This is a genomic window from Paenibacillus sp. 79R4 (genome assembly GCF_013393165.1).
Classification (GTDB): domain Bacteria; phylum Bacillota; class Bacilli; order Paenibacillales; family Paenibacillaceae; genus Fontibacillus.
On the sequence record NZ_QJOT01000024.1, the window covers coordinates 34,553 to 59,525 of the forward strand.

Genomic DNA, 24,973 nt, shown 5'->3' on the forward strand with positions numbered 1-24,973 from the left:
AAATCAATAGGATGCAGATTCTAACGGAACTGAGGTGCGTTATTCAGGCAAGATCCAAGGAAAAACCCTTGTTTTGGATCAAATAACGTCCCCTAGTTCCGTTAGAAATTCAAATAACCTTATTTCATCGAAATAAGGGCTGTGATTTCCGTTAGCATCATTTGGAGTTCAGCAAGTTAATGTGCAGAATCTTGGAAGGCGCAAAGGTTAGTGAAGTGCGGAAGCTGGGGCGCAACGGCTAGAGTAAAAGTGGAGTGTGGAAGCAGATGTGCAACGATTAGAGTAGAAGTGAAGTGTGGAAGCAGAGGTGCAAAGGTTAGAGTAGAAGTGAAGTGCGGAAGCTGGGGCGTAAAGGTTAGAGTAGAAGTGGAGTGTGGAAGCTGAGGTGGAGAAGTTAGAGTATAAGTGAAGTGCGAAAGCAGATGTGCAACGGTTAGAGTAGAAGTGAAGTGCGGAAGTTGAGGAGCAGAGGTTAGAGTAAAAGTGAAGTGTGGAAGCAGAGGCACAACGGCAAAGAAGTTGGAAACAGAGCACTAAGAGCTAAGCCGGAGAGCTAACGGAAGTGTAGGCCGCTATAGAGCCGAAAATAATAGGTTGCAAATGCTAACGGCTGGGTCAGTCAAAAGTTCTTAGGTTCTGAGGTCTAAGAAGCCAGCGAATCCGCTGCCCTCCTTATGGGGAGAACCTAAGGTTACAGGTCATAGCCTAATTGGGCTGTCATTTTTCTGGGCTATGATTTTTCGAGATGAACTTTTGACTGACTAATATCTAACGTACCTGGCCGTCATAAATATAAAGTTGGTTGAAAGACTACGCCCTGCCGAATAACACACTATTCGCTTAATCCGTTCTAAATTTGATGCGACTAACTCTTAATGGCCCCCATCATGATCCCTTTAACAAAATATTTTTGAACGAACGGGTAGACGAGTATGATTGGCAGGGTAGCTACCATAGTTACAGCCATCCGGATGCTTTCGCTGGATACCGGCATTCGGGTATTGCTCTTAGCAAGCTGCTGTGCGTCTGACATCATACTTGCTGTCTGGAATTGATTCAGTATTTTAACCATAACCGCCTGCAATGTTTTAAGCTCCGGCTTATAGGTGTAGATATATGAATCATACCAGGAATTCCAATGGCCGATGGCCAGAAACAAGCCAATGGTAGCCAGCACAGGGACACAGAGAGGCATAATAATCCGGAAGAAGATATGAAGATCGTTCGCACCGTCTATTTTGGCAGACTCTTCAATTTCACCGGGAAGCTGCTCTATGAAAGTTCTTACCAGAATCATCAAAAATACGCCGATTAGGCCCGGAAAGATGAACACCCAGAACGAGTCGATCAGTCCAAGCGATTTGATAATCATATAGGTTGGAATCAACCCTCCGCCAAAGTACATGGTAAAGACAAAAAATAAAGAGAAGAACCTCCAGCCTAGCAACTGCCGTTTGCTTAGAACATAAGCCAGCATGGAAATGCAAAAGATGGATATCGCCGTCCCTATGACAGTACGCAGTGCGGTAACCTTAATGGCACTCCATATTTCAGGATTTCGGAAAATAGTACGATAGCTGTCAAATGTGATCTCTCGCGGCCAGAAGTAAAGCCCACCTCGCAGGGTGTCGGTTGCATCGTTCAATGAGATAACGAGTATATTCCAGAACGGGTAAAAGGTCACGATAAAAATACCTGTCAGAAATAAGTATAAGGATGCATCAAAGATATATTCGGTTATGTTTTTTTTGCTCTTCACTTGGGGACCTCCTCGCTGACTAGAATAATGATTGACCATTCAACTTTTTGGCGGTGAAATTCACAATGCAGACGATGATAAAGGCCACGACTGAACTGAACATTCCAACTGCTGAGGCATAGGAGAACATGCCATTCTGAATCCCGTACCTGAACGAATAGGTTGACAGGACATCGGAATAATCGCGGGGAAGCTCATTCCCCAACAGGAAATGCTGGTCAAATCCTGCATTTAAAATACCGCCCAAAGCCAAAATCAGGAGGATCACGATCGTCGGCTTTAAGTGAGGAAAGGTGATATAACGAATTTGCTGGAAGCGGTTGGCTCCATCCACCTTGGACGCCTCATACAGCTCGGGGTTAATGGATGAAATAGCTGCCAAGTACATAATGGAACTATAGCCCATATCCTTCCAGGTGTTGCCAATAGCTACAATCCACCAGAAATATTTGCCGTTTTGTAAGAACAGGATACTTTCATTGGTAATATGAAGAAATTTAAGAATCGCATTGATGGCTCCATCGGATGACAGCAGGGTGACGATAATATTCGCTGCAATAACCCAGGAGATGAAATAGGGTAAGTAAGAAGCGGTTTGAACGGTTTTCTTAAAGGCGACATTTTTGATTTCATTAATGGCTATTGCAATAATAATCGGCATCGGAAATGAGAAGCACAGGGTAATTAAAGTAGAGGCCAGCGTGTTGCGCATAACCTTGAGAAAGTCCCCGTTCGTGAAGAAATACCGGAACCATTCGAAGCCGACGAATTCACTATGGAACAGGGTCGTCCAGAAGCTCCCCAGATTAGGCTTGTAATTGACGAATGACATATAAAGGCCCGCCATAGGTGCATAGGCGAACAATATGGCCCAGATCAGCGCGGGAAGCATCATAAGGAACAAATATTTCTGTTCTTTGAAAATCGGCCAAAGCTTGGGCTTGCGCCTAGGAATCTCTATCCCAATTCCATCTCGTGTATTTATGTTTGATTGCATGTGTTACACCTCGCTGTTCATGTTATACCCAAATTATAAGTGGCCCAAAAAATGAATGTCGATATGACAATGTTCCGAATGATGCTTGAAAATAACTTTCATTCTGAAAGGGGATTCAGAAATTTCCCGATACCACGTTATAATGCAATTGAAGAATACTAGGTGAGGGGTGGGCATCATGTATAGCATTTTTCTAGTAGATGATGAAGAAATCGAATTAGAAATGATGCGTGATATCATAGGTTGGGAAGATATGGGGATCTATGTTGCGGGGACTGCCATCAATGGCAAGGATGCGATGGAGAAGATTGAAGTCATTCAACCTGATATTGTACTTACAGATGTTCAAATGCCTATCATGAACGGGATTGATCTGGCCAAACAAATTATCAAGCAGTTTGATTGGATGACGATCGTATTTTTGACGGGACATGATGAATTTAATTATGTGAAGTCTGCTTTGAATGTGGGAGCCGTAGGTTATTTGCTGAAACCGCTTGATCTTGAAGAGATCGCCGATGTTATGGATCGCGTGAAGGAAAAGTGCGAAGAAGTTCGATTTAAGAATAAGTCCATTCAGGTAACCAAATCGAATATTTTAAAAGAATTGATCTATGAGAAGCAGCCGCAGCGCAAGCAGAAGCTGGTTGATAGCTTTCAGCATCTGGACCGCAGGAAGGATGTGCTTGGATATACGGTAGTACTGGCTCAGTTTGATAATCATGCTTGGGAGCAGGAGAGCTCTGCGGAGGATGCTTTAAGTCAGCTGCGAGCATATACGGACGAGTTTTGCAGAGAGCATCAGGTTCATTGGAATGATACCTCTCTTCGCGAAGGCGAAATGTGTATATTGGTGGATACAAGCCAGCCGGAAATCAACAGGAGCTTCTGGACCGAACTCGCCTGGGGCCTCCGGCAAAGCTTGCCTTTTACGGTGACACTGGCCGTATGTGAGAAAAAGGATGCCCTCATGAATATCCAAAGCTTGTATAATCACGCCAAAAAAGTAATGGATGAGTTGTTCTACTGCGGATATGGCAAAGTGATCTTTGCATCGGATATCGAGGTGAATTTCGATAGCAATCAGATGCCTCCTTTTCCGGAGCATGAAGTGTTTGAAGCTGTGCAGGCACTGGAGGAGGAGAAGGCTGTTGCGAAGCTGCGGGAGTATTTCTCCAGGCTGAAGCTGCTGCGAATCCGCAAGGAGTATATTTTTGATTGGGTGCTTGAATTGATTGATAAGCTGCAGCATGAAATTCGCAGCAGACATTCGGAGTCGCAAGGCTCGGCAGGACAACGCGCGGAACTGTTCCATTCCATCTACGACTGCCTGACGATCTATGAGGTCGAGGAGGTCGTTGTGCAGATCATAAAGCATACGATCGACATGATGAAAGATCGATTTACCGATAAAAATTTAAAATTGGTTCATCAGGTAAGCAGTATTATTCAGCAAAAATACTATGAGCCGCTTACGATTTCCAGCTTATCGGGGCAAGTCTATCTTTCGCCGAATTATTTGCGTTCTATCTTCAAGGAGAAAACCGGTGTAACCATTCATGAGTATTTAACAGGAATTCGCTTGGAGAAGGCAAAGGAAATGCTGAATGATCCATCGTTAAAGGTTCAGGATATTGCTATGAAAGTTGGCTACGAGAGTACTTCTTATTTTATTTCTTTATTTCTGAAAAGCCAGGGAGTCACGCCAAATGAATATCGAAAAAAACTATAGCAATCTGTCATTTATACAGCTGCTGGGGCGATTATCGAATGGAATCAAAAATCTGAGATTACGCTCGAAGTTCATTTTGATTTTTCTAATCTCGATCGTTCCTTTTTTCGGATTGATTTATTACTCGTACACCACTACCAGGGACCAGATTACCGAGCAGACCTATGCCAGCCTGAGCGGGACCCTGAATCAGATTAACAATAATATCGAGAATCGCCTCGACTACTACCATCAGTTATCCAACATATTGTATATGGACTCTCAATTGCGCAACTTTTTGTCCAATAATTACGAGAAAGCCTTCTATTATCTAGATGCCTTTGAATATATCAATCGTACCTTTTCTTCCATGCTGGCTAGGAACACAAATGTGAAGGGCATTACGGTGTATACGAACAACAAAACGTTGTACTCGGATGGAGAGTATATCCGTTACATGGAGGAGCTTCCCGAAGAGGTTAAGAACCTGGCGCTTCAGGAAACCGGGGATACGATATATACCAGGACGGAGGCCAACACAATTACGCTGGCCCGTTCGCTCAGTTATTTCAGCCTGATGCATCCTTACGGAGTGCTGGTGATCCAGATTCATGATGTCGAGCTGTTCTCGCTTATTGAGAAGGAGAATATGAACAAAAGCGTCTATATCATTGATGAAAAAGGGGATGTTGTAACCTCGGTGGATCAGGATATGAAGTATAGCCGCCTCTATGATACTTTTCCGATCGAAGAAGAGCTGCAATCGAATTTTGGAAAGTTTGATAAGATGGTGAATGGCGAGGAACGTTTTTTTACATACAAGCAGCTAAGCAATGGCTGGAAGACGGTGATTACGGTCCCCTATCACGAGCTTCTAGAAAATACAAACCGGGCTACGACGCGGATTATTTGGATCTCAGCCATCGCTTTTATAGCTTCGATGCTCTTGATCTATTTAACGACGAAAGTTATTACGAAACGGATAGAGAGACTGCTGAGCCAAATTCGCAAGGTGGAACGCGGTGATTTTCAGGTATCGGTGAAGCCGATGGGACATGATGAAATCGGACAGCTCTCCTTTGCCTTCAATAAAATGGCCTCAAAAATCGAGAATTTAATCGAAGATGTCTATGTCAAGGAAATTTCCATGAAAGAGGCAGAGCTTAATACGCTTCAAGCGCAGATTAATCCCCATTTTTTGTACAATACTTTGGCCTCGATTTCTTCATTGGCGTTGAAGGAGGGGGGGACCCAGGTCTACAAAATGGTGAGCTATCTGGCGAAATATTATCGGGTGTCGTTGAATAAAGGCAAACGAATTATACTTATTCATCAAGAAATCGAGCTTGTGAAAAACTATATTTCGATTCAGGAGATACGTTTTCGGGGAATGCTGCATATGCATTATGACCTGGATGAACAACTCTTTAAATATAAGACAATCAAACTGATCCTTCAGCCATTTATCGAGAATTGCATTCATCATGCAATATGTGACGAGTCGGGGATTAATATCATTGTTAAGGTCTATTCCGATGGGAATGACATTGTATTTCAAATTATCGATGATGGTGCAGGGATGAGCTCAAGGCATGTGGAGGAAGCCTTCCAAAAAGCAAATAATCTTTCCGGTTATGGCATTAAAAATGTAAATGACCGTCTTCAGCTAACCTATGGAGAACGTTACGGGGTCAGCATATTTAGCCGTATCGGGATTGGGACGACCGTGACGCTGCGGATTCCCAAAAGTCATTGCTAACGAGACTATAAAAGATAAAGCCTATTTTCTTCACGAGTAAGAGAATAGGCCATTTTTATGGCAGAATATGAAAGACATTTTCCACTATGAATTATAACATTGCGTTATAGATTCTCATACTGGACCTTCTTACAATTAACTTGACAATAGATATTCGTCCAATCAACTCATGAGAGGGGTTAAGGTATGAAGAAGTTAAAGGTAGTTCTGGCTGCAACAATAGTGTTGGGCCTGCTGGCCGGCTGCGGTGCCAAACCGGCTTCAAATGGAACCTCAACAGGAAGTAACGCAAATGCAGTAGACGATACTTCACCGATTAAGCTAACGTGGTTTGATAAAAACACAGGGGATGCCTTCGACAATCCGGTTGCGAAAGCGATTATAGAGAAAACGGGAGTAACGGTGGAGATACAACAGCCCACAGGAAATCCTCTTGAAAAGCTAAACTTAATGCTGGCAAGCAATGATCTGCCGGATGTGCTGCTCATAGACCGCGGCAGTGACATCATGAATAAGTATATAGCTTCCGGAGCGGTTATTCCGCTGAATGATCTGATCGATCAATATGCTCCGAATATAACGAAGATGTACGGTGATACCTTGAAGAAGACCAGAAGCGAGGACGGGAAAAATTATTACCTTGCCAACTGGTACGGACTGGAGCAGTATCCGGTATTCGGTTTCCTTATGCGCATGGATATTCTGAAAGAGCTGGGAGTAGGGGACAAAGTGAACAACGGTGAGCCCTTCACTGCGCAGGAGTTCGAGGATTTGCTTGTGAAGTTTAAGGAGAATTATCCTACGATCGACGGCAAGCCTTCTATCCCGATGACCTTGAACGGCGAGGACATAGGCAGTGTACAGTGGACGTTCAAGGGAATGTTCGGCTTAAAGCCATTTTATGAAGTTGACGGCGAGTTGAAAAAAGATATACGCGATCCTCGCTATCTTGAGATGATGCAGTTCATCAATTCCTTATACAATAAAGGATTGATTGATAAAGAGTGGGCTACGCTCAAGACGAAGCAATACGAACAGAAAATTGCGGCCGGAAATGTATTTGCTACTGCAAACGCTTCCTGGAACGTAGGATCACCAAATACTTTGCTGAAGGCGGATGCGCCTGAAGGGGCAAATGCTGAAGAACGACAATTGTACCAGTATAAAGTGCTTGGCCCTGGAGTCTCCGCGGATCAGACCACATACGGACCCAAGAGTTCTCTGGGCTGGGATGGCGTCATGATCTCGAAGACCAATAAAGACCCGGTACGTACAATTAAAATGCTGGATTTCCTGGCCAGTGAAGAAGGCCAATATTTGCTAATGTGGGGAGTGGAAGGCGAGCATTGGGATATGAAGGACGGTAAACATGTGCCGCGTCAAGAGGTATTGGATGCATTCACGAAGGACTGGGATGAAGCCTCCAAGTCGACAGGCATTCGCAAGTGGACCTGGGTGATTAAGAACGGTCCGGGATCGGATGGCACGCCTTATGATCTGATTGGTCGCTATAAGTCCGATCCCACGACAGATTTAGCCATTAAGAACCTTGCCGATACATCGTATGATACCGCGCCTTATGATAACCTGGGTCCTGCCGGAGGGACACCTGAAGCGATTATGGATCAAAAGGTCAATGAGACGATTAATAAATACTACTTAAAAATGGCCCTGGCCCCGTCCGAAGATCAGGTTGTTGAATTATACAACACGATGATGAAGGAAGTTGAAGCCGCAGGTCTCAGCAAGCTGGAGAAAGTATATAACGAGAACTATCAGTCCCGTTTGGAATTGTGGAAATAAGCGGATGAAGCAGGTGAAGACATTGGCTATTAAATATCATGAACAACATCGCATCTTTGCGATTCAGACGCTGCAAAGCTCCTATGTATTTGCGTTGAACGATCGGGGAAGGCTCCAGCACCTTTACTGGGGCTCTCCCGTAGATCTTGCAGATTGTATCCCTTTGCTGGGAACCTGGTCGCATAGCTCTTTTGATGCAGAAGTTGAGAGAGAACGGGAAGAGTATAGCTTCTGGGGGAACCTGGTGTATACCGAGCCGTCGCTTAAGGCGACGATGCCGGACGGCGTACGCGATCTTGTAATGAAATACAGTGAGCATCGGATAACCTTGCAGGAAGGGCAAGAGAAACTGGTCATTATATTGCGGGATGAATACTACCCGCTCGAGACGCAGTTATCATACACAGTAATTCCGGAACTGGATCTGATCGAACGTTCAGCCCAAATTGTAAATACCGGCGCCGAGAAAATGGTGTTGGAAAACGTCCAGTCGGCAGCCTGGTCGATACCCTATCTGCAGGATTATCGGATGACACATGTTACCGGCAAATGGTCCGGTGAATTCCAATTACGGGATACGGTGCTGTCGGAGGGAAAAAAAGTGCTTGAATCCCGCAGGGGATTTACGGATAGCCACGCCAATCCCTGGTTCGCAATCGATAATGGTCAAGCAACAGAAGCAACCGGGGAGGTATGGTTCGGCGCACTAGCATGGAGCGGCAACTGGAGGATTACAGCGGAGAAGACGGCGTTCAATCTGGTAAAAGTGACCGGCGGGATCAATGATTTTGACAGTGAATGGGTTCTCGGTGCAGGGGAGTCTTTCGAGACGCCAGTTTTTGTAGGAGGCTACACGGCGGATGGATTCGGAGAGATGAGCCGGCACTTGCATCAATACCAATACGATTATGTCATTCCTAGCCAGGTGCCGCGCAGGGTGCTCTACAATTCATGGGAAGCGACCTATTTCGATGTGAATGTGCAGGATCAGATGGCGCTCGCAGAGCGAGCCGCCCGCATGGGCGTAGAGCTGTTCGTTGTTGATGATGGTTGGTTTGGCGGACGAAATCATGACCGTGCAGGTCTGGGAGACTGGTTCGTGAATCCGGAGAAGTTCCCGAACGGCTTGAGCGAGCTGATTCGCAAAGTACAGGATCTGGGGATGGAGTTCGGCATCTGGGTTGAACCGGAAGCGGTGAATCCGGACAGCGACTTGTATCGTGAACACCCGGATTGGGTCTATCATTTCCCGACACGAGGACGAACAGAACTGCGGAATCAATTGCTGCTTAATATCTCCAAACCCGAAGTAAAGCGCTACATCCTAGATTTTATGGCTCAGCTTCTCACTAACCATAATATTTCGTTTTTGAAATGGGATATGAATCGGACGATTACAGAACCGGGCATGAAGGATCATCCGCTGAATCAGCAGAAGGAAGTATGGATTCGGCACGTGCGCACGCTCTATGAGATTTGGGCAGAGCTTCGCGAGCGATTCCCGCAGGTGGCCTTTGAGACCTGCGCGGGCGGGGGCTCACGCATCGACTTAGGCATTCTTCGTTATGCGGACCAGGCCTGGCCAAGCGACAATACCGATGCTTTTGATCGCTTAAGTATTCAAGAGGGCTTCTCCTATGCTTATGCACCTAAGCTGATGACTTGTTGGGTAACTGAAGAGGTCAGCGGCATGAACAAGCGCATCACTTCTTTGAAGTATCGGTTCCACAGCGCGATGATGGGAACGCTTGGCATCGGTTCGAATCTGAACAGATGGAGCGACGGATTGATAGAGGAGTCCGCTGGCTACATTAAGCAATATAAGGAAATTCGTCCGTTGGTGCAATACGGCAAGCAGTATCGGCTCGATGAATGGAAGCGCCAAGGTGTTATGGCAGTACAATATATCGGCCAAGATGCAGCTGAGTCGGTCGTGTTCGCCTTCCTTCATTCACAGCATCTGGGCGAGCCGCTTCCGCGCCTGCGGCTGCAAGGCTTGAATCCGCTCAAGACATATGTCATCGAGGGGCAGGATGGAGAATGGAGCGGCCGTGCGCTTATGAATATCGGGATAGACCTCCCATTGCGCGGAGATTTTGATAGTCTCTTATACCGGATTCGGGAACAATAAAATAACCCAAAGGGGAAGTTACCCCTTTCGCGTATTTCGATAAGCGGAAGGGGACTTCCCCATTATTTTTTTGAAGAGGCGGGAGAAATAGTAAGGGTCCTGAAATCCGAGCTGGATGCTGATCTCCTTCATGCTCTGCTCTGTCAGATCAAGATACTGGCAGGCCCGCTGAATCTTGAGCCGCAAATAGTAATCAATGGGCGAGTAGCCTGTCGTTTTTTTAAATACATGTGTATAGTGCGGGACGGACAACTTGGCTTGATCCGCTAATTCCTGCAAGGTAACATTCTTATCCAGATGCTCGGTCATGTACTGGAGCGATTCCTCCACATCGTGTTTTTTCTGCCGGTTCAAGGCCAGATGCGGATGTTGCAGATTGAAACGAATAAAAGCGGCAAGATGGCCTGCCAGTTGCGAGACATATATGATGCGGTCCAGTGAATATCCCTTCTGCAGCAGATTGTAACTATCCTGAAAAAGCTTAATGATTTGAGAGGAATGCTCCACTGATACGGGGGTCGGCGATGTATGCTCATCGATGCCTTCGAAATAATCCCCAACCTGCTCCCCCTTCATATGAAACCAATAAATAGTCCATGGGTGATCTTCAGAGGAGGCGTACTCATGAGGCGTATGGGCCGGGATGACGATCAGCGCCCCTTTTTGCATCGTTTGCTGTTTCTGTCCGGCCAGGCGAATCCATCCTTCCCCCTCGATACAATACAAGATGATATAAGACTCGCTTCCTGTCGGCCGCTCTCGATAGTGGTGCTGCGCATGCGGAAAGTACCCGATATCGGTGATATACAAAGGCCGAATCAGAGGGTGAGCCGCGTAGGCCTCAAGGATATGGTCCGGAAGAACAATGAGCAGTTGCGACATAAAACCGTCTTGTTTTTTGATTTTATCCATATGTTCAATATGCCGTTTCCGCAGGAGGTTGTCAAATAAAAGTAGGTAGGTAATTCATAAGATAGTCCATCAAATTCATTGGATCGTGAATGGTGTTTGCGGGTATTCCACCGTAAGATGAGGGTAACAACAGCTACCCTAATGGAGAAAGGATGAATCCTGTTGATGGAGCAGGCGGAAGTAAAAGTGTGGGAGGAAACATTAGATATTCCAACCTATGAAGTAGGAGAGCCGGACAAGAACCCGATGTTTCTGGAGAAGAGGGTCTATCAAGGCAGCTCCGGACGAGTCTATCCGCATCCGGTGATCGATAAAATCTATGATGAGAAGGTCATGAAGCCGTATCAGGTTATATTTCTGGAGAATGAATATTTGCAGATTCAAATCATGCCGCAAATCGGGGGACGGATATACCGTGCGGTCGATAAGACGAACAACTATGACTTTGTATACTATAACCAAGTGATTAAACCCGCGTTGGTTGGCCTCATAGGGCCTTGGATTTCCGGCGGAATCGAGTTTAATTGGCCGCAGCATCACCGCCCGAACACATTTGGTCCTGTCGAGTATCATATCGCCGCGAATGCGGACGGGAGCAAGACGGTGTGGGTAGGAGAAATCGACCGGATGTACGGCACAAAAGTGACGACGGGGTTCACTCTATATCCGGGCAAAGCTTATCTGGAGATCCACGCCCAGATGTATAACCGCACTTCTGAACCGCAGACCTTTCTGTGGTGGGCGAACCCGGCCGTCGCCGTGCACGATCAGACGCAATCTGTATTTCCTCCGGATGTGCATGCTGTATTTGACCATGGAAAAAGGGATGTATCCAAATTCCCGATCGCAACCGGGACCTACTATAAGATGGATTACTCGGAGGGCGTTGATATTTCGAGGTACCGCAATATTCCTGTGCCGACTTCCTATATGGCCTATCATTCGGATTTCAACTTTGTAGGCGGTTATGACCATGCCAAGCAGGCGGGCATCCTCCATATTGCCAATAAGCATATCTCGCCCGGGAAGAAGCAGTGGACCTGGGGGGACGGAGAGTTCGGACGAGCATGGGATCGCAATCTGACAGACGAAGATGGTCCGTACATTGAATTGATGACAGGGGTTTACACCGATAATCAGCCGGATTTCACCTGGCTGCAGCCTTACGAGGAGAAGAGCTTCAAGCAGTATTTTATGCCATATAAGCAGGTCGGCATGGTGAAGAACGCTTCTGTTGATGCTGCCGTAAACCTCGAAGTGAGCGGAAGACAAGCGACGATTCATGTCTATGCGACATCTGTCTTTGAGAATGCCCGGGTCATTCTAAAGGGTGCCCGTGACACCTATCTTGATAAGCGGCTCACCCTGTCCCCGACAGATACGTATACGGCAACCCTTCAGCTCGCCAGTACGGATCAGGCAGCAGACCTGACAGTTACGGTACTGACTGCGGATGGCAGAGAGTTAATCTCGTATCAGCCTCAGTCGAAGAAGCTGGAGCGGATACCGGATCCTGCGAAGGCCATTAGCGCGCCGGAAGAATTAAAGAATACCGAAGCGCTTTATTTGGCAGGGCTCCATCTTGAACAATACCGTCATGCCACTTCTGAGCCTGATCCCTATTATTTAGAAGGATTGAAGCGCGACCCTCGGGATATCCGTCTGAACAATGCATATGGCCAGCTCTTATTGCGCAGAGGAATGCTGGAACAGAGCGAAGTGTATTTCAGAAGAGCGATTGAATCATTGACGCGTCATAATGCTCGTCCTTATGATGGCGAACCATTTTATAATTTGGGGAAAAGCTTGAAATGGCAAGGCAGATTGGACGAGGCTTATGCGATGTTCTACAAATCGGTCTGGTCTGCGGCCTGGCAGTCTAACGGATATTATTCGCTGGCTCAAATTGCGTGTGAGAAGCAGGAATATGAAGAAGCGCTTGGACTGATCGAGCGATCGTTGGATATGCAGCAGCGGAACTATAAAGCCCGCAATCTGAGAACAGCCATCCTGCGCAAGCTGGGCCGTGTGCCGGAAGCTATGCAGCTAGCCGGGGATACAATAAAGCTGGATCCGGTAGAATTCGGTTCCCGCAATGAGGTGATCCTCCTCTATGAGCTTTCGGGTGAACACGAAGAAGCAGCCCAGGCGAAGCAGCGATTGACGCGACTGATGCGCGACGATGTCCATAACTATCTGGCGCTCGCTCAGGATTATGCCGAGGCGGGAATGTATGCCGAAGCCTTGGAGGTATTAAGCCGTATTGAAGCGATCACAGCCGGGCGAGTGTACCCGATGGTTCATTATTATCAGGGTTATTATAGCAACAAAGGCAATGATACAGCTGCGCGTGATTCCTACTATCGCTTAGGCGCGCTTGCAAATCCGGCCTACTGCTTCCCGAATTCCCTGCAGGATGAGCTTGTCTTGCGGCAGGTATGTGCGACCCATCCTCTTGATTCGAGAGCACCTTATTATTTGGGGAATCTGCTGTATGACAAGAAACGCCATGGCGAAGCGATCGCTTGCTGGGAGACAGCGGTGAAGCTGGATGAATCGTTCGCGACTGCGCATCGCAATCTGGCTTTGGCTTACTACAATAAGAAGCATGATCCGGAAGCGGCGCTGCAAGAGCTTGAGAAGGCATTTGCCTTAAATCCTTCGGATGCCCGCGTCTTCTATGAGCTTGATCAGTTGTACAAGAAGCTTGCGTATTCATCTGAACAACGCTTGGCGAATTTGGAGCAGCACCAGGAACTTGTCCTGCTCCGCGATGACCTGTACCTGGAATATATTACGCTGCATAACTCTTTGCACCGCCATGAGGAAGCCATCTCACTTATCTTGAACCGGCATTTTCATCCGTGGGAAGGCGGCGAAGGCAAAGTGCCGGCGCAGTATGTGCTGGCGCATGTTGAATGCGCGAAGAAGCGGCTTCAGGAGGGCCAGGCCGAGGAAGCTATCGAGCATCTTCTGGCAGCAAAGCGGTATCCGCAGAACATTGGCGAAGGTAAGCTGGATGGGGCGCAGGAGAACAATATCCATTATTACTTAGGCCTTGCTTATCGTATGTTGGGGCTGCAAGAGCTGGCGGCGGAATACTTGACCGAGGCTTCGCAGGGTCTCGCCGAGCCGACTAGCGCAATGTACTATAATGACCAGCCGCCGCACATGATATTCTATCAGGGCGCTGCTCTGCGCGAGTTAGGGAATGAGAAGGCGGCGCGAGGCCGGTTCAATAAACTTGTAGACTATGGTGAGCAGCATATTTTTATCGATCAAAAAATTGATTATTTTGCTGTATCTCTACCGGACTTTCTCGTCTTCGATGAGGATTTGAATAAGAGGAACCGCATCCATTGCTTCTATATGATGGGGCTTGGCCATCTGGGTCTGGGTCAACAGGGCGAAGCTGTGCGGAATTTCCGGCAGGCGCTTGAGCTGGATCCTCATCATCAAGGCGTGGCCATTCATTTGCAGCTGGCTTTGGGAAGCTGTAATCCATAGATACCTTACAAGAACGCAGCCGTGAATGATACCGCGGCGCGTTCTTTGTTTTTTGCAGAAAGTTTAAGGGAAAAGGGGAGGATCGCATGTTCGATTGGAAGCGGCAGCGGATAGAGGGATATGAGCGATGGACAGGGTTGAATTCCATGATGCAGATTACAATTGCCCCTGAGCTGGGAAGCAAAGTCATTTCGCTGAAGAATGTTAGGACCGGAAGGGAGTGGCTGGCCCAGCCTGATCAAGGTTATGGAAATGGCGGTTACGCCAGCTCCTTCGCAGCTAGTGACGGCAGCGGCTGGGACGAGATATTCCCTACCGTGAATGGCTGTAATTATCCGACGTTCCCTTGGCAGGGGGTAGAGCTGCCGGATCATGGTGAAGTGTGGTCGCTGCCTTGGCAGACTAGCGCACAGGATGGGAAGCTGAGGTGCGAGGTCCATGGAATAAGATTCCCTTATCATCTAAGCAAAACCTATTCTTTTACGGAAGAGGAACGCCTGCGGATCGATTATCGGGTTAGGAATCTCAGCCCATTTCCGTTCTCGTTCCTATGGGCGGCGCATCCGTTGTTTCGTGTCAAGGAAGGGATGGAGATGATTGTACCAAGTGAGTTAAATAAGATCGTGGTTTCCTATTCCCAAAATCGGCGTTTGGGGGAGATGGGGGATGCTCACTTTTGGCCCAATCCTTGTATGGATGCGGGGGAGATCAGATTGGATCGGATTGAATCAGAAGCGGCGAGAACAGCCGAGAAGTTTTATTTTCAGGGGGAGCTGCCGGAAGGGAGAGCAGCGCTGTACGACCCGGGAACAAAAGAGCGGCTGACGCTCCTGTTTCCAAAAGAGAAGGTTCCATATTTGTCGATCTGGGCGAACTATGGCGGCTACCGCAATCAGTATCATGTGGCGCTTGAGCCGGCAACCGGGTTCCTGGATGATCTGTCTTATGCAATGGAACACGGACAGGCTGCGATTATTAAAGAGCATGGCACTTACCACTGGTTTTTGGAAATCGAGATGTCTCTTGCAGACCAAGCGTAGAAATCGAGCGGATAAGATTAGTCATTTCCCGTTATAGATCGGAACATTGTTGTATAGAAGGCGCTTAATTATGTCTTTTATAATGATAGCAAGTTGCGACTTAGCATCAAGGAGAGGGAGTATTTGCATTCTGTTTGTAAAGACAAGGAGGCATAACACTGGAATGGACCATGGAAATAACGTGAACGTTAGTGTGGAGTCGGAGTCGCTGGTTCGCATGGATAATGGATGGGTACGCGTCGAGATCCATTTGGACAACGGGGAGTATTCGGCTGTCGGGCAAGGCTTATTTTTATTGCAGGGTGTGCGCAGTGCGTTTCGTTGGAAGGGCCGGGAGTATCATACAGGTCTGTATGAGCGCCATAAATGGAGGGAGGAAGACGCGCTTGAGAACGGCTTTGGCAGCGGAAAGCATATTGTGGTGCAGCATGAAGATCCACGTCTTCCCCGGATAGAACAGCATTTTTATTTATATGAGGATGCATCCTTTTTTCTCACAAAGGTGGTTGTTCAGCATGAAGAAGAGATTCGAACCAATCGGATCTCGGTCATAAATACCAATGAAGATCTGTTTGACCGCAATGCTGATCTTGGGGATGAGCTGTATGCGCTTCGGGTGCCCTATGATAATGACAAGTGGGTCCGCTATTTGGCGCAGCCTTTTCCGCTTGAGAGGGAAAGTTATGAGGTTGCTGCCTTGTTTCTGCCGGACAGCCGCCAGGGTCTGATTCTGGGGTCCATCACTCATGATCAGTGGAAGACAGGGGTCCGGATAAAGGGAGAGCAAGCAGGCAAGCTGGATGAGCTTGATCTGTATGGCGGGGCCACGGGGATGATGACCCGAGATTCACAACCGCATGGTTACTTGAAGGGGACGCGGGTCGAATCACCGCTAGTATTTGCAGGATTTTTCGCGGATTATCGGGACGGACTTGAAAAATACGGCTGGGCTAACACATGTGCAGCGCCTCCTTTGCCCTGGAAGCTGGGTGCTCCGTTCGGCTGGAATAGCTGGTCGGCTGCGATGAGCAATCTGGATTATGAGTTGTATACCTCCACGAGCGATTTCCTGCATCAAGAAGTACAGCCGTTAGGGTTCCAGAATGAAAATACGCTTTATATCAATTTTGATGCCTTTTGGGATCGATTAACGAAATCGGAAATGGAGGATGCGCTGAACAGAGTCCGCAGGAACGGACACAAGCCAGGGACCTACTGGACGCCCTTTGCTTTTTGGGGAAGTCCTGATCAGATGGTCAGCCCGGTCGAAGGAACAGATGGCCAATATACGTACAGTGATATTTTGCTGCGTGATGCGGACGGAGAGATTCTCCCGGATATTGCCGGCGGTCTGGCTATTGATCCAACACATCCCGGAGCGCTTCAGCGTATCGATTGGTTCACCAATAAGATGCTCTCGGAAGGGTTCGAATATATCAAGCTCGATTTCATGGCGCATGGTGCTTTGGAAGGCAGACATGATAACCCGGACATCACGACAGGAATTGCCGCCTACAATTATGGCTTGTCCTATTTAGCAAGCAAGTTGTCGCCGGAAGCGACCGGCAAATCGATATTTATCAACCTGTCTATCGCGCCGTTATTCCCCTATGCCTATGCGCATAGCCGACGGATTTCATGCGACGTATTCGGGACGATTGCGGATACGGAATATTTGCTGAATTCTTTGACGCATGGATGGTGGATGAACAATACGTTGTACCGGTTTAATGATCCCGACCATTCTGTGATCTATAGGAGCTGCAATCAGGAGGCGACGACTCGTCATGAGGGGCGTAGCCGGCTGACAGCCTCGGTTATTGCCGGAACGGTATTGCTGCTAGGCGATGATTTCCGCCATGAGGAGGCTGCCTGGCGCGCCAAGGCCTGGCTCAAAAATCGGGAGATCCTGGAGGTTGCCCGATTAGGTAAAACATTCAGGCCGTTGGAAGGAAATTGGCAAGACAGGGCGTCAGATACTTTTATGCTGTTAAATCATGATCAATCGGTCTATATTGCCGTATTTAATTTTGAAGGACAACAGTCCGTCCGCAAATCCGTTCCTTTGCATCGTGCTGGACTTGCTCCGGGGGGAATATATGATGCCTTTGATTTATGGGAGGGAACGGCGAGTGAGGTTCAGGAAGAACTGGCTGTAAGCTTGGAGCCTGCGGAATCTAAACTATTCAAGTTGACCCTGAAGAACAAGTAAAAGGAGGAAGCACTATGCATATCCAGCGATTTGGCTTCATTTCAAAAGTCATGATCCTATGTTTATGTTTGGTTCTTATGTGGCCTATTTCAGTTCATCAGGCGATAGCAGATGGAAATACCGGGGTGGCATCCGGCTCACGTGCCTACGAGGCAGAAGCTGCGGTAAATAGCTTATCGGGCAAGGCTGAAATAACCGATTGTCCGGTGTGTTCAGGCGGACGCAAGGTAGGTAATTTATACGGCGGTTCTTCGCTTCAATTTAATAATATAACCGCAGAAGTTGAAGGGGTGTATAACCTGAGAATCTCTTATATCTCCGGAGATTCCAGGCCAGCTGCTATATCGGTGAACGGGGCGGAGCCGGAACGGGTTGATTTCCCCAAGACAGCCGATTGGAACACCGTAGGAACCTATGATTTTCAGGTTTACCTATCCCAAGGAAACAATACGATTCTGTTCGATGATCAAGGGGGATATTCTCCGGATATAGATAAAATCGTATTAAGCTACGTATCCGATGATGGAGCCGGATCCGGAAATGACGGAGATATCGGAGAGCTTGGAGAGCAGGTCAGGGTTTCAAAATACGGGAATATTACCCTGACAGAATATAAGCAAGGCTTCAAGGCTTCAAACCCGTCCTATGATTTGCTCTACAATACAAGGACTGGCTTATCCCAATATAATTGGCACGGAAGGTCCGTCGCCAAGGGGTTGTATAGCGAAGTGAAGCTCGATCGGATTGTGGCCAGCATTGATTATGAGCAACATATTTTTGAAAAGGCAGACATTAAGTCCTTTCAGGATGCAACCGGTTCCGGTATTAAATTAACCGTCAGCAATGAGCAGCAGGACTTGCCTAAGCTTCAGCAAATCTATTATATCTACAATGAAGGTAATTATTTGCTTACAGAGATAAATGTATCCCGTTCCAAGGCGTTAGGGATCGCGGAGATTGCGCCGGTAGTTCTCCATTCCAAAGGCGGCATCGACCTTGGCAGTGATAACGACAACCGGGTGCTGGTCGTTCCGTTCGATAACGATAACTGGTCCAGATATCAGGCGAAGACGATCAATACGTTTTTGAATACGGACAATTACACGAGCTCGGAGCTTACAGCGATATATGACAACACAAGCCGCATCGGTCTGGTATTAGGTTCGGTGACGCATGATATCTGGAAGACAGGCATTGCCTGGAGCGGGACTAATGACAAGTTGAACAAGCTGCGTGTGTATGGAGGATTCACATCCTCCGCCTCAACGCATGACAGTCTTCCACACGGTGTGGTCACAGGGCAGCAGATCAGCTCGCCGAAGGTTCTTATCGGGTATTACAGCGATTATCGCGACGGATTGGAGGAATACGGCCGGATCAATGCGGCCATTGCTCCCCCGCTGGCCTTCGGGCAAAAGGTGCCGACAGGGGTCCCGGTGGGATGGAATAGCTGGGGTGCATATGACAGTGGGCTAAGCTATGAGAAAGCAGTAGCCGTCTCAAATTATTTTAAGGCGAATCTGCAAAACGCCTCCTTCGAAAATGAGGGCAACCTTTATATTAATCTGGATTCCTATTGGGATAACATGACGGATCAACAGTTGTCAGACCTCGTGAAGCTTATTCATAATAACGGGCAGAGAGCAGGAATTTATTACTCGCCATTCGTCTATTGGGGAGACAATATGAATCAGGAGGTTGAAGGCACTAACGGCAAGTACACCTATGGGGATATCGTTCTACGAGATCCGGCAGGCAATATTTTGCCAAAGCTGGACGGAGCTTATGCTGTAGACCCTACACACCCGGGAACCAAGCAGCGCATTGATTACTATATGAATCGCTTTAAGCAGCAGGGCTTTGAATATATGAAGATTGATTTTCTAAGCCATGGAGCGCTTGAAGCCAAGCATTATGACCCGCAGATTGAGACAGGCATTCAAGCGTATAATCAGGGGATGGCTTATGTAAATAAAGCGTTGGACGGTACCATGTTCATCAGCGCTTCGATAGCCCCTTTGTTCCCAAGCCAGTATGCGCACAGCCGCCGCATTTCCTGCGATGTTGACGGCAGTCTTGGCAGCACGGAATACCAGCTGAACAATTTAACTTATGGATGGTGGCAGAACGGGACCATTTATCATTACACAGATCCCGATTATATGCACCTTACCAAAGGGGGCTCGCTTGAGGGAGCGCAGTCCCGCGTCAATGCCGCTGTTATTTCGGGAACGGTCTATCTCAATTCCGATGACGTATTGGATGGGACGGCACAGCAGTATATGAAGCGTCTCCTAACCAATCCTCGCGTAAATGAGCTTGCTGTCAAAGGGAAGGCCTTCAAGGCTGTGGAAGGAAATACGGGAACCCAGGCTGCTGATATGTTCGTCTTGGCCGAGGGTCAGGACACTTATTATCTTGCTGTATTTAACTATACTCAAGATTCGGTCGGGCGCCAGATTGATCTGGCGAGGGCCGGCGTAACAGGGAACAGCAATGACGCCTATATGCTGACGGATATTTGGACAGGGGAGAACGGGAAGGTGAATGGAGTGTTCGACATATCTTTAAAACCGGCTGAATCTAAACTGTATAAGCTTCAAAGAAAATAACAGGTACTGGCTTCTGTTCTGGTATTACACATTGGATGGAAATTCAGCCTAAAGAGACGATTCCCACATATCGGGAATCGTCTTTTTTTAGAATGAGCGTGGCGGATGGGCAGGTTTCTTTACTCCGGTCGTGCAATAGCGAAGATCTCGCCCAACTTCGAATAGTTGTTGCCGGCGAGACGACTGACTGGCTTCAGCTTTTCGGCATCAATCCGGCCGTTCTCGTACAGATCGTCTTCGATATGGAAGCAGATGACCCTGCCGATAATAAGGTCGCAGGTAGGGGATGAAGGAGTTCCACCCAGTTCAATTGCTCTCTCCAGTACGCATTCCATGCGGATTTTGGCCTCGGCAATGCCGGGGACTTTGAGCTTTACGCTAGGAACAGTGGTAAGCCTGGCTAAGTCTACTTCACTCTGATTAGCAGGCAGATTGGCGGCCGTCTGATTGATCGCTTCAATATAATCCTCATCGGAGATATGAACGACAAACTCTCCCGTCTCTATGATATTTCTTGAAGTATCCTTATAGTCGCCTTGCTTCCGTTGAATCGATACAGAGATCATTGGCGGATCAGCGGTGACGACATTGAAGTAGCTGAACGGAGCGGCATTTACTACACCGGCATGGGATTGTGTTGTAATAAAGGCTGTAGGACGCGGGATGATGCTGCCGATCAGCAGCTTATAATTGTCTCTTTCCGCCTGATTTTCCGGGTAAATCGTTAGCATAGGTCACCTCTGTTTGTGTAGTATTTTAGTGTGCCCTGGGGTTCGGATTCAATGAGAAGGCGGGGTCCAGGGGAAGGCCGCTAATTCAGACTGTCGAGCTAGCTCTTGCAACTGCATCAATATTAGCCTGTTAGCTAATCAGCCAATCGGCTATCCGTTTGAAGCTCTAACGAAACTGCAGATCGCTATTTCTCTATAAACAGCGGTGAAAACAACCTAACGAATCTCCATATCGCTATTCAGGGGAAATCCCCGCTTCAGACCGCATATTTGCTTCAATAGCGATCCCCAGTTTCGTTACAATTTACAGCAGTCCTTTTTGGCCTCAATAGCAATCCCCAGTTTCGTTAGAGAAGTCAACGCTTGTGGAAATTCTGGAATACGGCACTCTACGGTTAATAAATCAACGAGTAAATTAAGTAACTTTATAAAAGTAAGTATAACACGACATTTTACAAAGATAAAGTTATGCGCGGAATGAGCTGTTAATAGGAGGGAAGAGAGTTCTTTCAGCACCATTTACGAGTCATCGCTTGCGGATCAGAGGAGCGAGGTGCAAAGTGTATAATACCGCCGAAATAGAGCCAATTGTGGTTGGAATGCAGGCGAAGGGGCCGCTTAGTAAAGAGGAGGCGGAACGGGCCAACAATCATCTCCTCGGGCTTCAGTCCGACGAAGCTGCCGACGAATAGATGGTCGGATTCATAGATGAGAATAGACGAGAGCAGTGGCGAGAATATAGTACTAACTGTATAAGATGGCCTTGCTTGGGAACGGCACAACGGCGGGCAACAAACCTAGCAAGGTTAGAATGAACGGCAATGGCAGCGGTCGAAGCATTTTTTCATATTACCCCTCACTTGCAGGAATGGGATAGATTACATGTCTATGAAGTGCAATCGCTATAATAGGGAAGGATGGACTTACAGATGATACGATATTTTCAGCAAACATGGTATATTAGCAACAGCATTATTTTTTCAAATAAAGGAGAGATTCCTGTGTATAGCAAGCTGAGTGCCTATTGTACCTCCAAAAAAGGAGCGGTTCAGGATTATCCGTTTGGTCCGGAGCCACTCGTCATGAAGGTGGGGGGAAAAATGTTTGCCCTACTGAGCGAGCAAGGACAGCAAGACACGGTGAACATCTCATTGAAATGCGATCCGATCATTGCCGAGAACCTGCGGGAGCAGCATCAATGCGTAATAGCAGGGTACCATTTGAACAAAAAGCATTGGAATACAGTCATTGTGGACGGCAGTCTTCCGCTTGCGGATCTGAAAGCGATGATCGATCATTCTTATGATCTTGTATTCCGCAGTCTGACAAAGAACGAGCGCGAATCTATCACGAAGAACCTGAGAGTCAAATAGAAGGCAGTACGGACATATTCGTCATTACACATTGCTAAAAGACAGGAGTTGATTGCATGATAAACTTGCTAGTACGTATCTATGGATATGGCTCTGAGCAGAGGGTTCCAACTGATCTTTGCTTAGGGCCGATCTCATACTGAGCTGGAGCTCTCTGCTCCTCTATATATCGCAATAAGTTATATAGATGGGAGTAGAAAGATGAAATATCAGAATGCACAATCGATATTGCCAGAGGAACTGCTGAGCAGTATCCAACAATATATCCAGGGCGACTATTTATATATTCCGATCCGGCAAGAGCAGAAGCGGCAATGGGGAGAGTGTTCCGGCTACAGGCGGATGCTTGAAGAGCGGAACGCCGAGATCCTGCAAAGCTTCTGTTCAGGTATATCCGTGAAGGAACTTGCGCATCATTATTATTTAAGTGAGCACAGCATACGAAGAATTATTCGCGAGCAGCGAAGCGGACGACTTTGATGCTGGGTTATGCTTGCCCTTTTCCCTAGCTATGTTATCGGCTAAGCTTAGTCTTGAACAACATAGATACAAGGAGGCAGCTATGAATAATTACCATTTGCTCCATATCGAATTTGAGTATGGGGGGCATAAGCAGGTGATTACCCCGGTTCTTCTGCAGGATGAGCAGGATACCATTCTCATTGACTGTGGCTACCCTGATTTTATGCATCTGCTGGAAGCAGCGGCTGACAAGCAGGGGATCGCCTTCGAGTCGATTACCAAGCTGATCGTGACCCATCACGACATCGATCATATCGGTTCCCTTGCGGAGATCAAACGCTCTTATCCGCATATCAGGATCATTGCGCATGAATGGGATGCACCCTATGTTGAGGGAACAAGACGTTCGCTACGGCTTGAGCAAGCGCAATCCACGCTCGATGTTATACCGGATGAAGCCAAACCGCAGGCAGAGGAGTTTATTCGATCACTGCAGTCGCTCGAACCGGCGCTTGTCGATCAGACGGTGCACAGCAATGAGCTTTTGCCTTGGTGCGGGGGAATTGAAATTGTTCATACACCCGGTCATATGCCAGGTCATATCTCGTTATATCTCCCTTCCAGCAAAACATTAATTGCAGCAGATGCCGTAGTTATTGAGCAGGGTCAGCTGAATATTGCGAATCCACAATTTACCCTTGATTTGGAAGAGGCGGTACGCTCTGTCCAGCGTTTGCTGGATTATGATATAGAGCGAATCATTTGCTATCACGGGGGTCTCTATAATGGAGATGCAAAAGAAGCCCTGCAGGAGCTCGTCCAGAAATATAAATCATAGAGGGACAGTAAGGTGCTTATATGAAGCCTTCTTTTCGCAAGACGAAATGAAGGCTTTTTGCTATTCGTATTGCTGGCGACGTGCGCGGGCCTGAGGAGAGATTGAGTTTGTAAATTAATAATGATATGATGAATATCATAATGATAGTATATATATCATTAACTATATTGACAATTTACTTACCAATCACAAAGGGGATGTAAGTATGGCAAGTATGTCAGGGAAAGTAGTAATCATCACAGGTGCGGGAAGCGGTATGGGTCGTGAAGAGGCTATTTTGTTCGCTAAAAAGGGAGCCAGTGTGGTAGCTACAGACATTAATGAAGCCGCAGTGCAAGCTGTAGTCCAAGAGATTGAAGCGGCGGGAGGACAAGCGGTTGCTTATGCACACAATGTAGCTTCTGAGGAAGAATGGGTAAAGGTTGTGGACGGAACCATACAGAAGCACGGTAAAATCGATGCCCTCGTAAACAACGCAGGTGTGTCTTTGCCTGCCGGATTGCTGGAGACCACGGTCTCTCAATGGGATAGAGTGATGGACATTAATGTAAAGAGTGTCTTCCTGGGAATGAAATATGTGATTCCACATATGCAAAAGATGCAAGGAGGATCCATTATCAATATATCCTCGATTGCCGGATTGACAGGCAGCAGCGGTGCCGGTGCATATACGGCATCGAAGGGAGCGGTTCGGATGTTGAGCAAAGCCGCGGCCGTTGATTTCGGCAAGGATCATATCCGCGTAAACTCCGTTCACCCCGGTTTTATCGAGACTCCAATGAGCTCGGATCTGATTAAGAATGAGCAAATGCTGCAATGGTTCCTGATGCAGACGGCGCTGCCACGCGTGGGCGAAGCCTCAGAAGTGGCCAAGGCTGTTTTGTTCCTTGCTTCGGATGCATCCTCTTATATTACGGGGATTGAGTTGCCTGTAGACGGCGGTGTAACTGCCAAGTAAGCGGCGGGACTTGAATATAACGATCATCGGTGGCTTGATTTCGGTGTTATACCGAAATTAGGTCGCCGATTTTTATTATGGCTTAAGCCAGTTGAGCTCGCGAAGCGTGCGAAACAGAAAACCACCTGCTATGCGGGTGGTGTGGTCCATGCTTATAGCAAAAAACCA

The 24,973-nt window shown here is 47.4% G+C and carries 17 protein-coding genes; 13 read left to right on the top strand and 4 right to left on the bottom strand.

The features are described 5' to 3' along the window. Positions 1-865 precede the first annotated feature (865 nt). Entirely contained in the window at positions 866-1,759 is an 894-nt protein-coding gene (locus DMN77_RS22320; protein ID WP_068778468.1) for a carbohydrate ABC transporter permease, read from the bottom strand. Positions 1,760-1,778: 19 nt separating this feature from the next. Beyond that, the gene (locus DMN77_RS22325; protein WP_179016331.1) at positions 1,779-2,756 is read right to left on the bottom strand and encodes an ABC transporter permease; all 978 of its coding nucleotides are present in this window, start codon (positions 2,754-2,756) and stop codon (positions 1,779-1,781) included. Positions 2,757-2,934: 178 nt separating this feature from the next. On the opposite strand from DMN77_RS22325, the gene DMN77_RS22330 reads away from it, so the two are divergent. The 4 genes from DMN77_RS22330 (at position 2,935) to DMN77_RS22345 (ending at position 10,160) form a co-directional block, all read left to right on the top strand. After that, positions 2,935-4,488, top strand: a complete 1,554-nt coding sequence (locus DMN77_RS22330; protein WP_179016332.1) for a response regulator transcription factor — start codon at positions 2,935-2,937, stop codon at positions 4,486-4,488. Then, positions 4,466-6,226, top strand: coding sequence for a cache domain-containing sensor histidine kinase (locus DMN77_RS22335; RefSeq protein WP_179016333.1), 1,761 nt, complete (start codon positions 4,466-4,468; stop codon positions 6,224-6,226). Before DMN77_RS22330 ends, DMN77_RS22335 begins: the two co-directional genes overlap by 23 nt. Positions 6,227-6,412: 186 nt before the next feature. After that, complete coding sequence (locus DMN77_RS22340) at positions 6,413-8,029, top strand: ABC transporter substrate-binding protein (RefSeq protein WP_068778464.1); 1,617 nt, start codon at positions 6,413-6,415, stop codon at positions 8,027-8,029. A gap of 4 nt (positions 8,030-8,033) precedes the next feature. After that, positions 8,034-10,160: an alpha-galactosidase gene (locus tag DMN77_RS22345; RefSeq protein ID WP_256872541.1), complete on the top strand. Its 2,127-nt coding sequence runs from the start codon at positions 8,034-8,036 to the stop codon at positions 10,158-10,160. A gap of 18 nt (positions 10,161-10,178) precedes the next feature. Here DMN77_RS22345 and DMN77_RS22350 read toward each other — a convergent pair whose 3' ends face one another. Further along, positions 10,179-11,072 (bottom strand): AraC family transcriptional regulator, encoded by an 894-nt coding sequence (locus tag DMN77_RS22350; protein WP_179016334.1) that lies wholly within the window; start codon positions 11,070-11,072, stop codon positions 10,179-10,181. 165 nt (positions 11,073-11,237) lie between these two features. Between DMN77_RS22350 and DMN77_RS22355 the strand changes: the two genes are divergently transcribed. The 4 genes from DMN77_RS22355 (at position 11,238) to DMN77_RS22370 (ending at position 20,443) form a co-directional block, all read left to right on the top strand. After that, entirely contained in the window at positions 11,238-14,579 is a 3,342-nt protein-coding gene (locus tag DMN77_RS22355) for a DUF5107 domain-containing protein (RefSeq protein WP_179016346.1), read from the top strand. A gap of 86 nt (positions 14,580-14,665) precedes the next feature. After that, a complete protein-coding gene (locus DMN77_RS22360; RefSeq protein WP_179016335.1) occupies positions 14,666-15,619 on the top strand; it encodes an aldose epimerase family protein in 954 nt (317 codons plus the stop codon). 163 nt (positions 15,620-15,782) lie between these two features. After that, positions 15,783-17,831 carry an alpha-galactosidase gene (locus tag DMN77_RS22365; protein ID WP_179016336.1) on the top strand — a complete coding sequence of 683 codons (2,049 nt, stop codon included), beginning with the start codon at positions 15,783-15,785 and terminating at the stop codon, positions 17,829-17,831. A 14-nt stretch (positions 17,832-17,845) separates the two neighbouring features. Continuing rightward, complete coding sequence (locus DMN77_RS22370) at positions 17,846-20,443, top strand: carbohydrate-binding protein (RefSeq protein ID WP_179016337.1); 2,598 nt, start codon at positions 17,846-17,848, stop codon at positions 20,441-20,443. A gap of 119 nt (positions 20,444-20,562) precedes the next feature. Here the strand turns inward: DMN77_RS22370 and DMN77_RS22375 are convergent, their stop codons facing one another. Then, a complete protein-coding gene (locus DMN77_RS22375) occupies positions 20,563-21,174 on the bottom strand; it encodes a flavin reductase family protein (RefSeq protein WP_179016338.1) in 612 nt (203 codons plus the stop codon). A 560-nt stretch (positions 21,175-21,734) separates the two neighbouring features. Here DMN77_RS22375 and DMN77_RS24065 point away from each other — a divergent pair. The 5 genes from DMN77_RS24065 (at position 21,735) to DMN77_RS22395 (ending at position 24,805) form a co-directional block, all read left to right on the top strand. Further along, positions 21,735-21,866 carry a hypothetical protein gene (locus tag DMN77_RS24065; RefSeq protein WP_256872542.1) on the top strand — a complete coding sequence of 44 codons (132 nt, stop codon included), beginning with the start codon at positions 21,735-21,737 and terminating at the stop codon, positions 21,864-21,866. A gap of 309 nt (positions 21,867-22,175) precedes the next feature. Then, complete coding sequence (locus DMN77_RS22380; RefSeq protein ID WP_068778494.1) at positions 22,176-22,547, top strand: MmcQ/YjbR family DNA-binding protein; 372 nt, start codon at positions 22,176-22,178, stop codon at positions 22,545-22,547. Positions 22,548-22,748: 201 nt separating this feature from the next. Beyond that, positions 22,749-23,027 carry a CD3324 family protein gene (locus DMN77_RS22385; protein ID WP_068778457.1) on the top strand — a complete coding sequence of 93 codons (279 nt, stop codon included), beginning with the start codon at positions 22,749-22,751 and terminating at the stop codon, positions 23,025-23,027. A gap of 82 nt (positions 23,028-23,109) precedes the next feature. After that, positions 23,110-23,847 (top strand): MBL fold metallo-hydrolase, encoded by a 738-nt coding sequence (locus DMN77_RS22390; RefSeq protein WP_179016339.1) that lies wholly within the window; start codon positions 23,110-23,112, stop codon positions 23,845-23,847. A 205-nt stretch (positions 23,848-24,052) separates the two neighbouring features. Continuing rightward, on the top strand, positions 24,053-24,805 hold the full coding sequence (locus DMN77_RS22395; protein WP_179016340.1) for an SDR family NAD(P)-dependent oxidoreductase: 753 nt from the start codon (positions 24,053-24,055) through the stop codon (positions 24,803-24,805). Positions 24,806-24,973 lie beyond the last annotated feature (168 nt).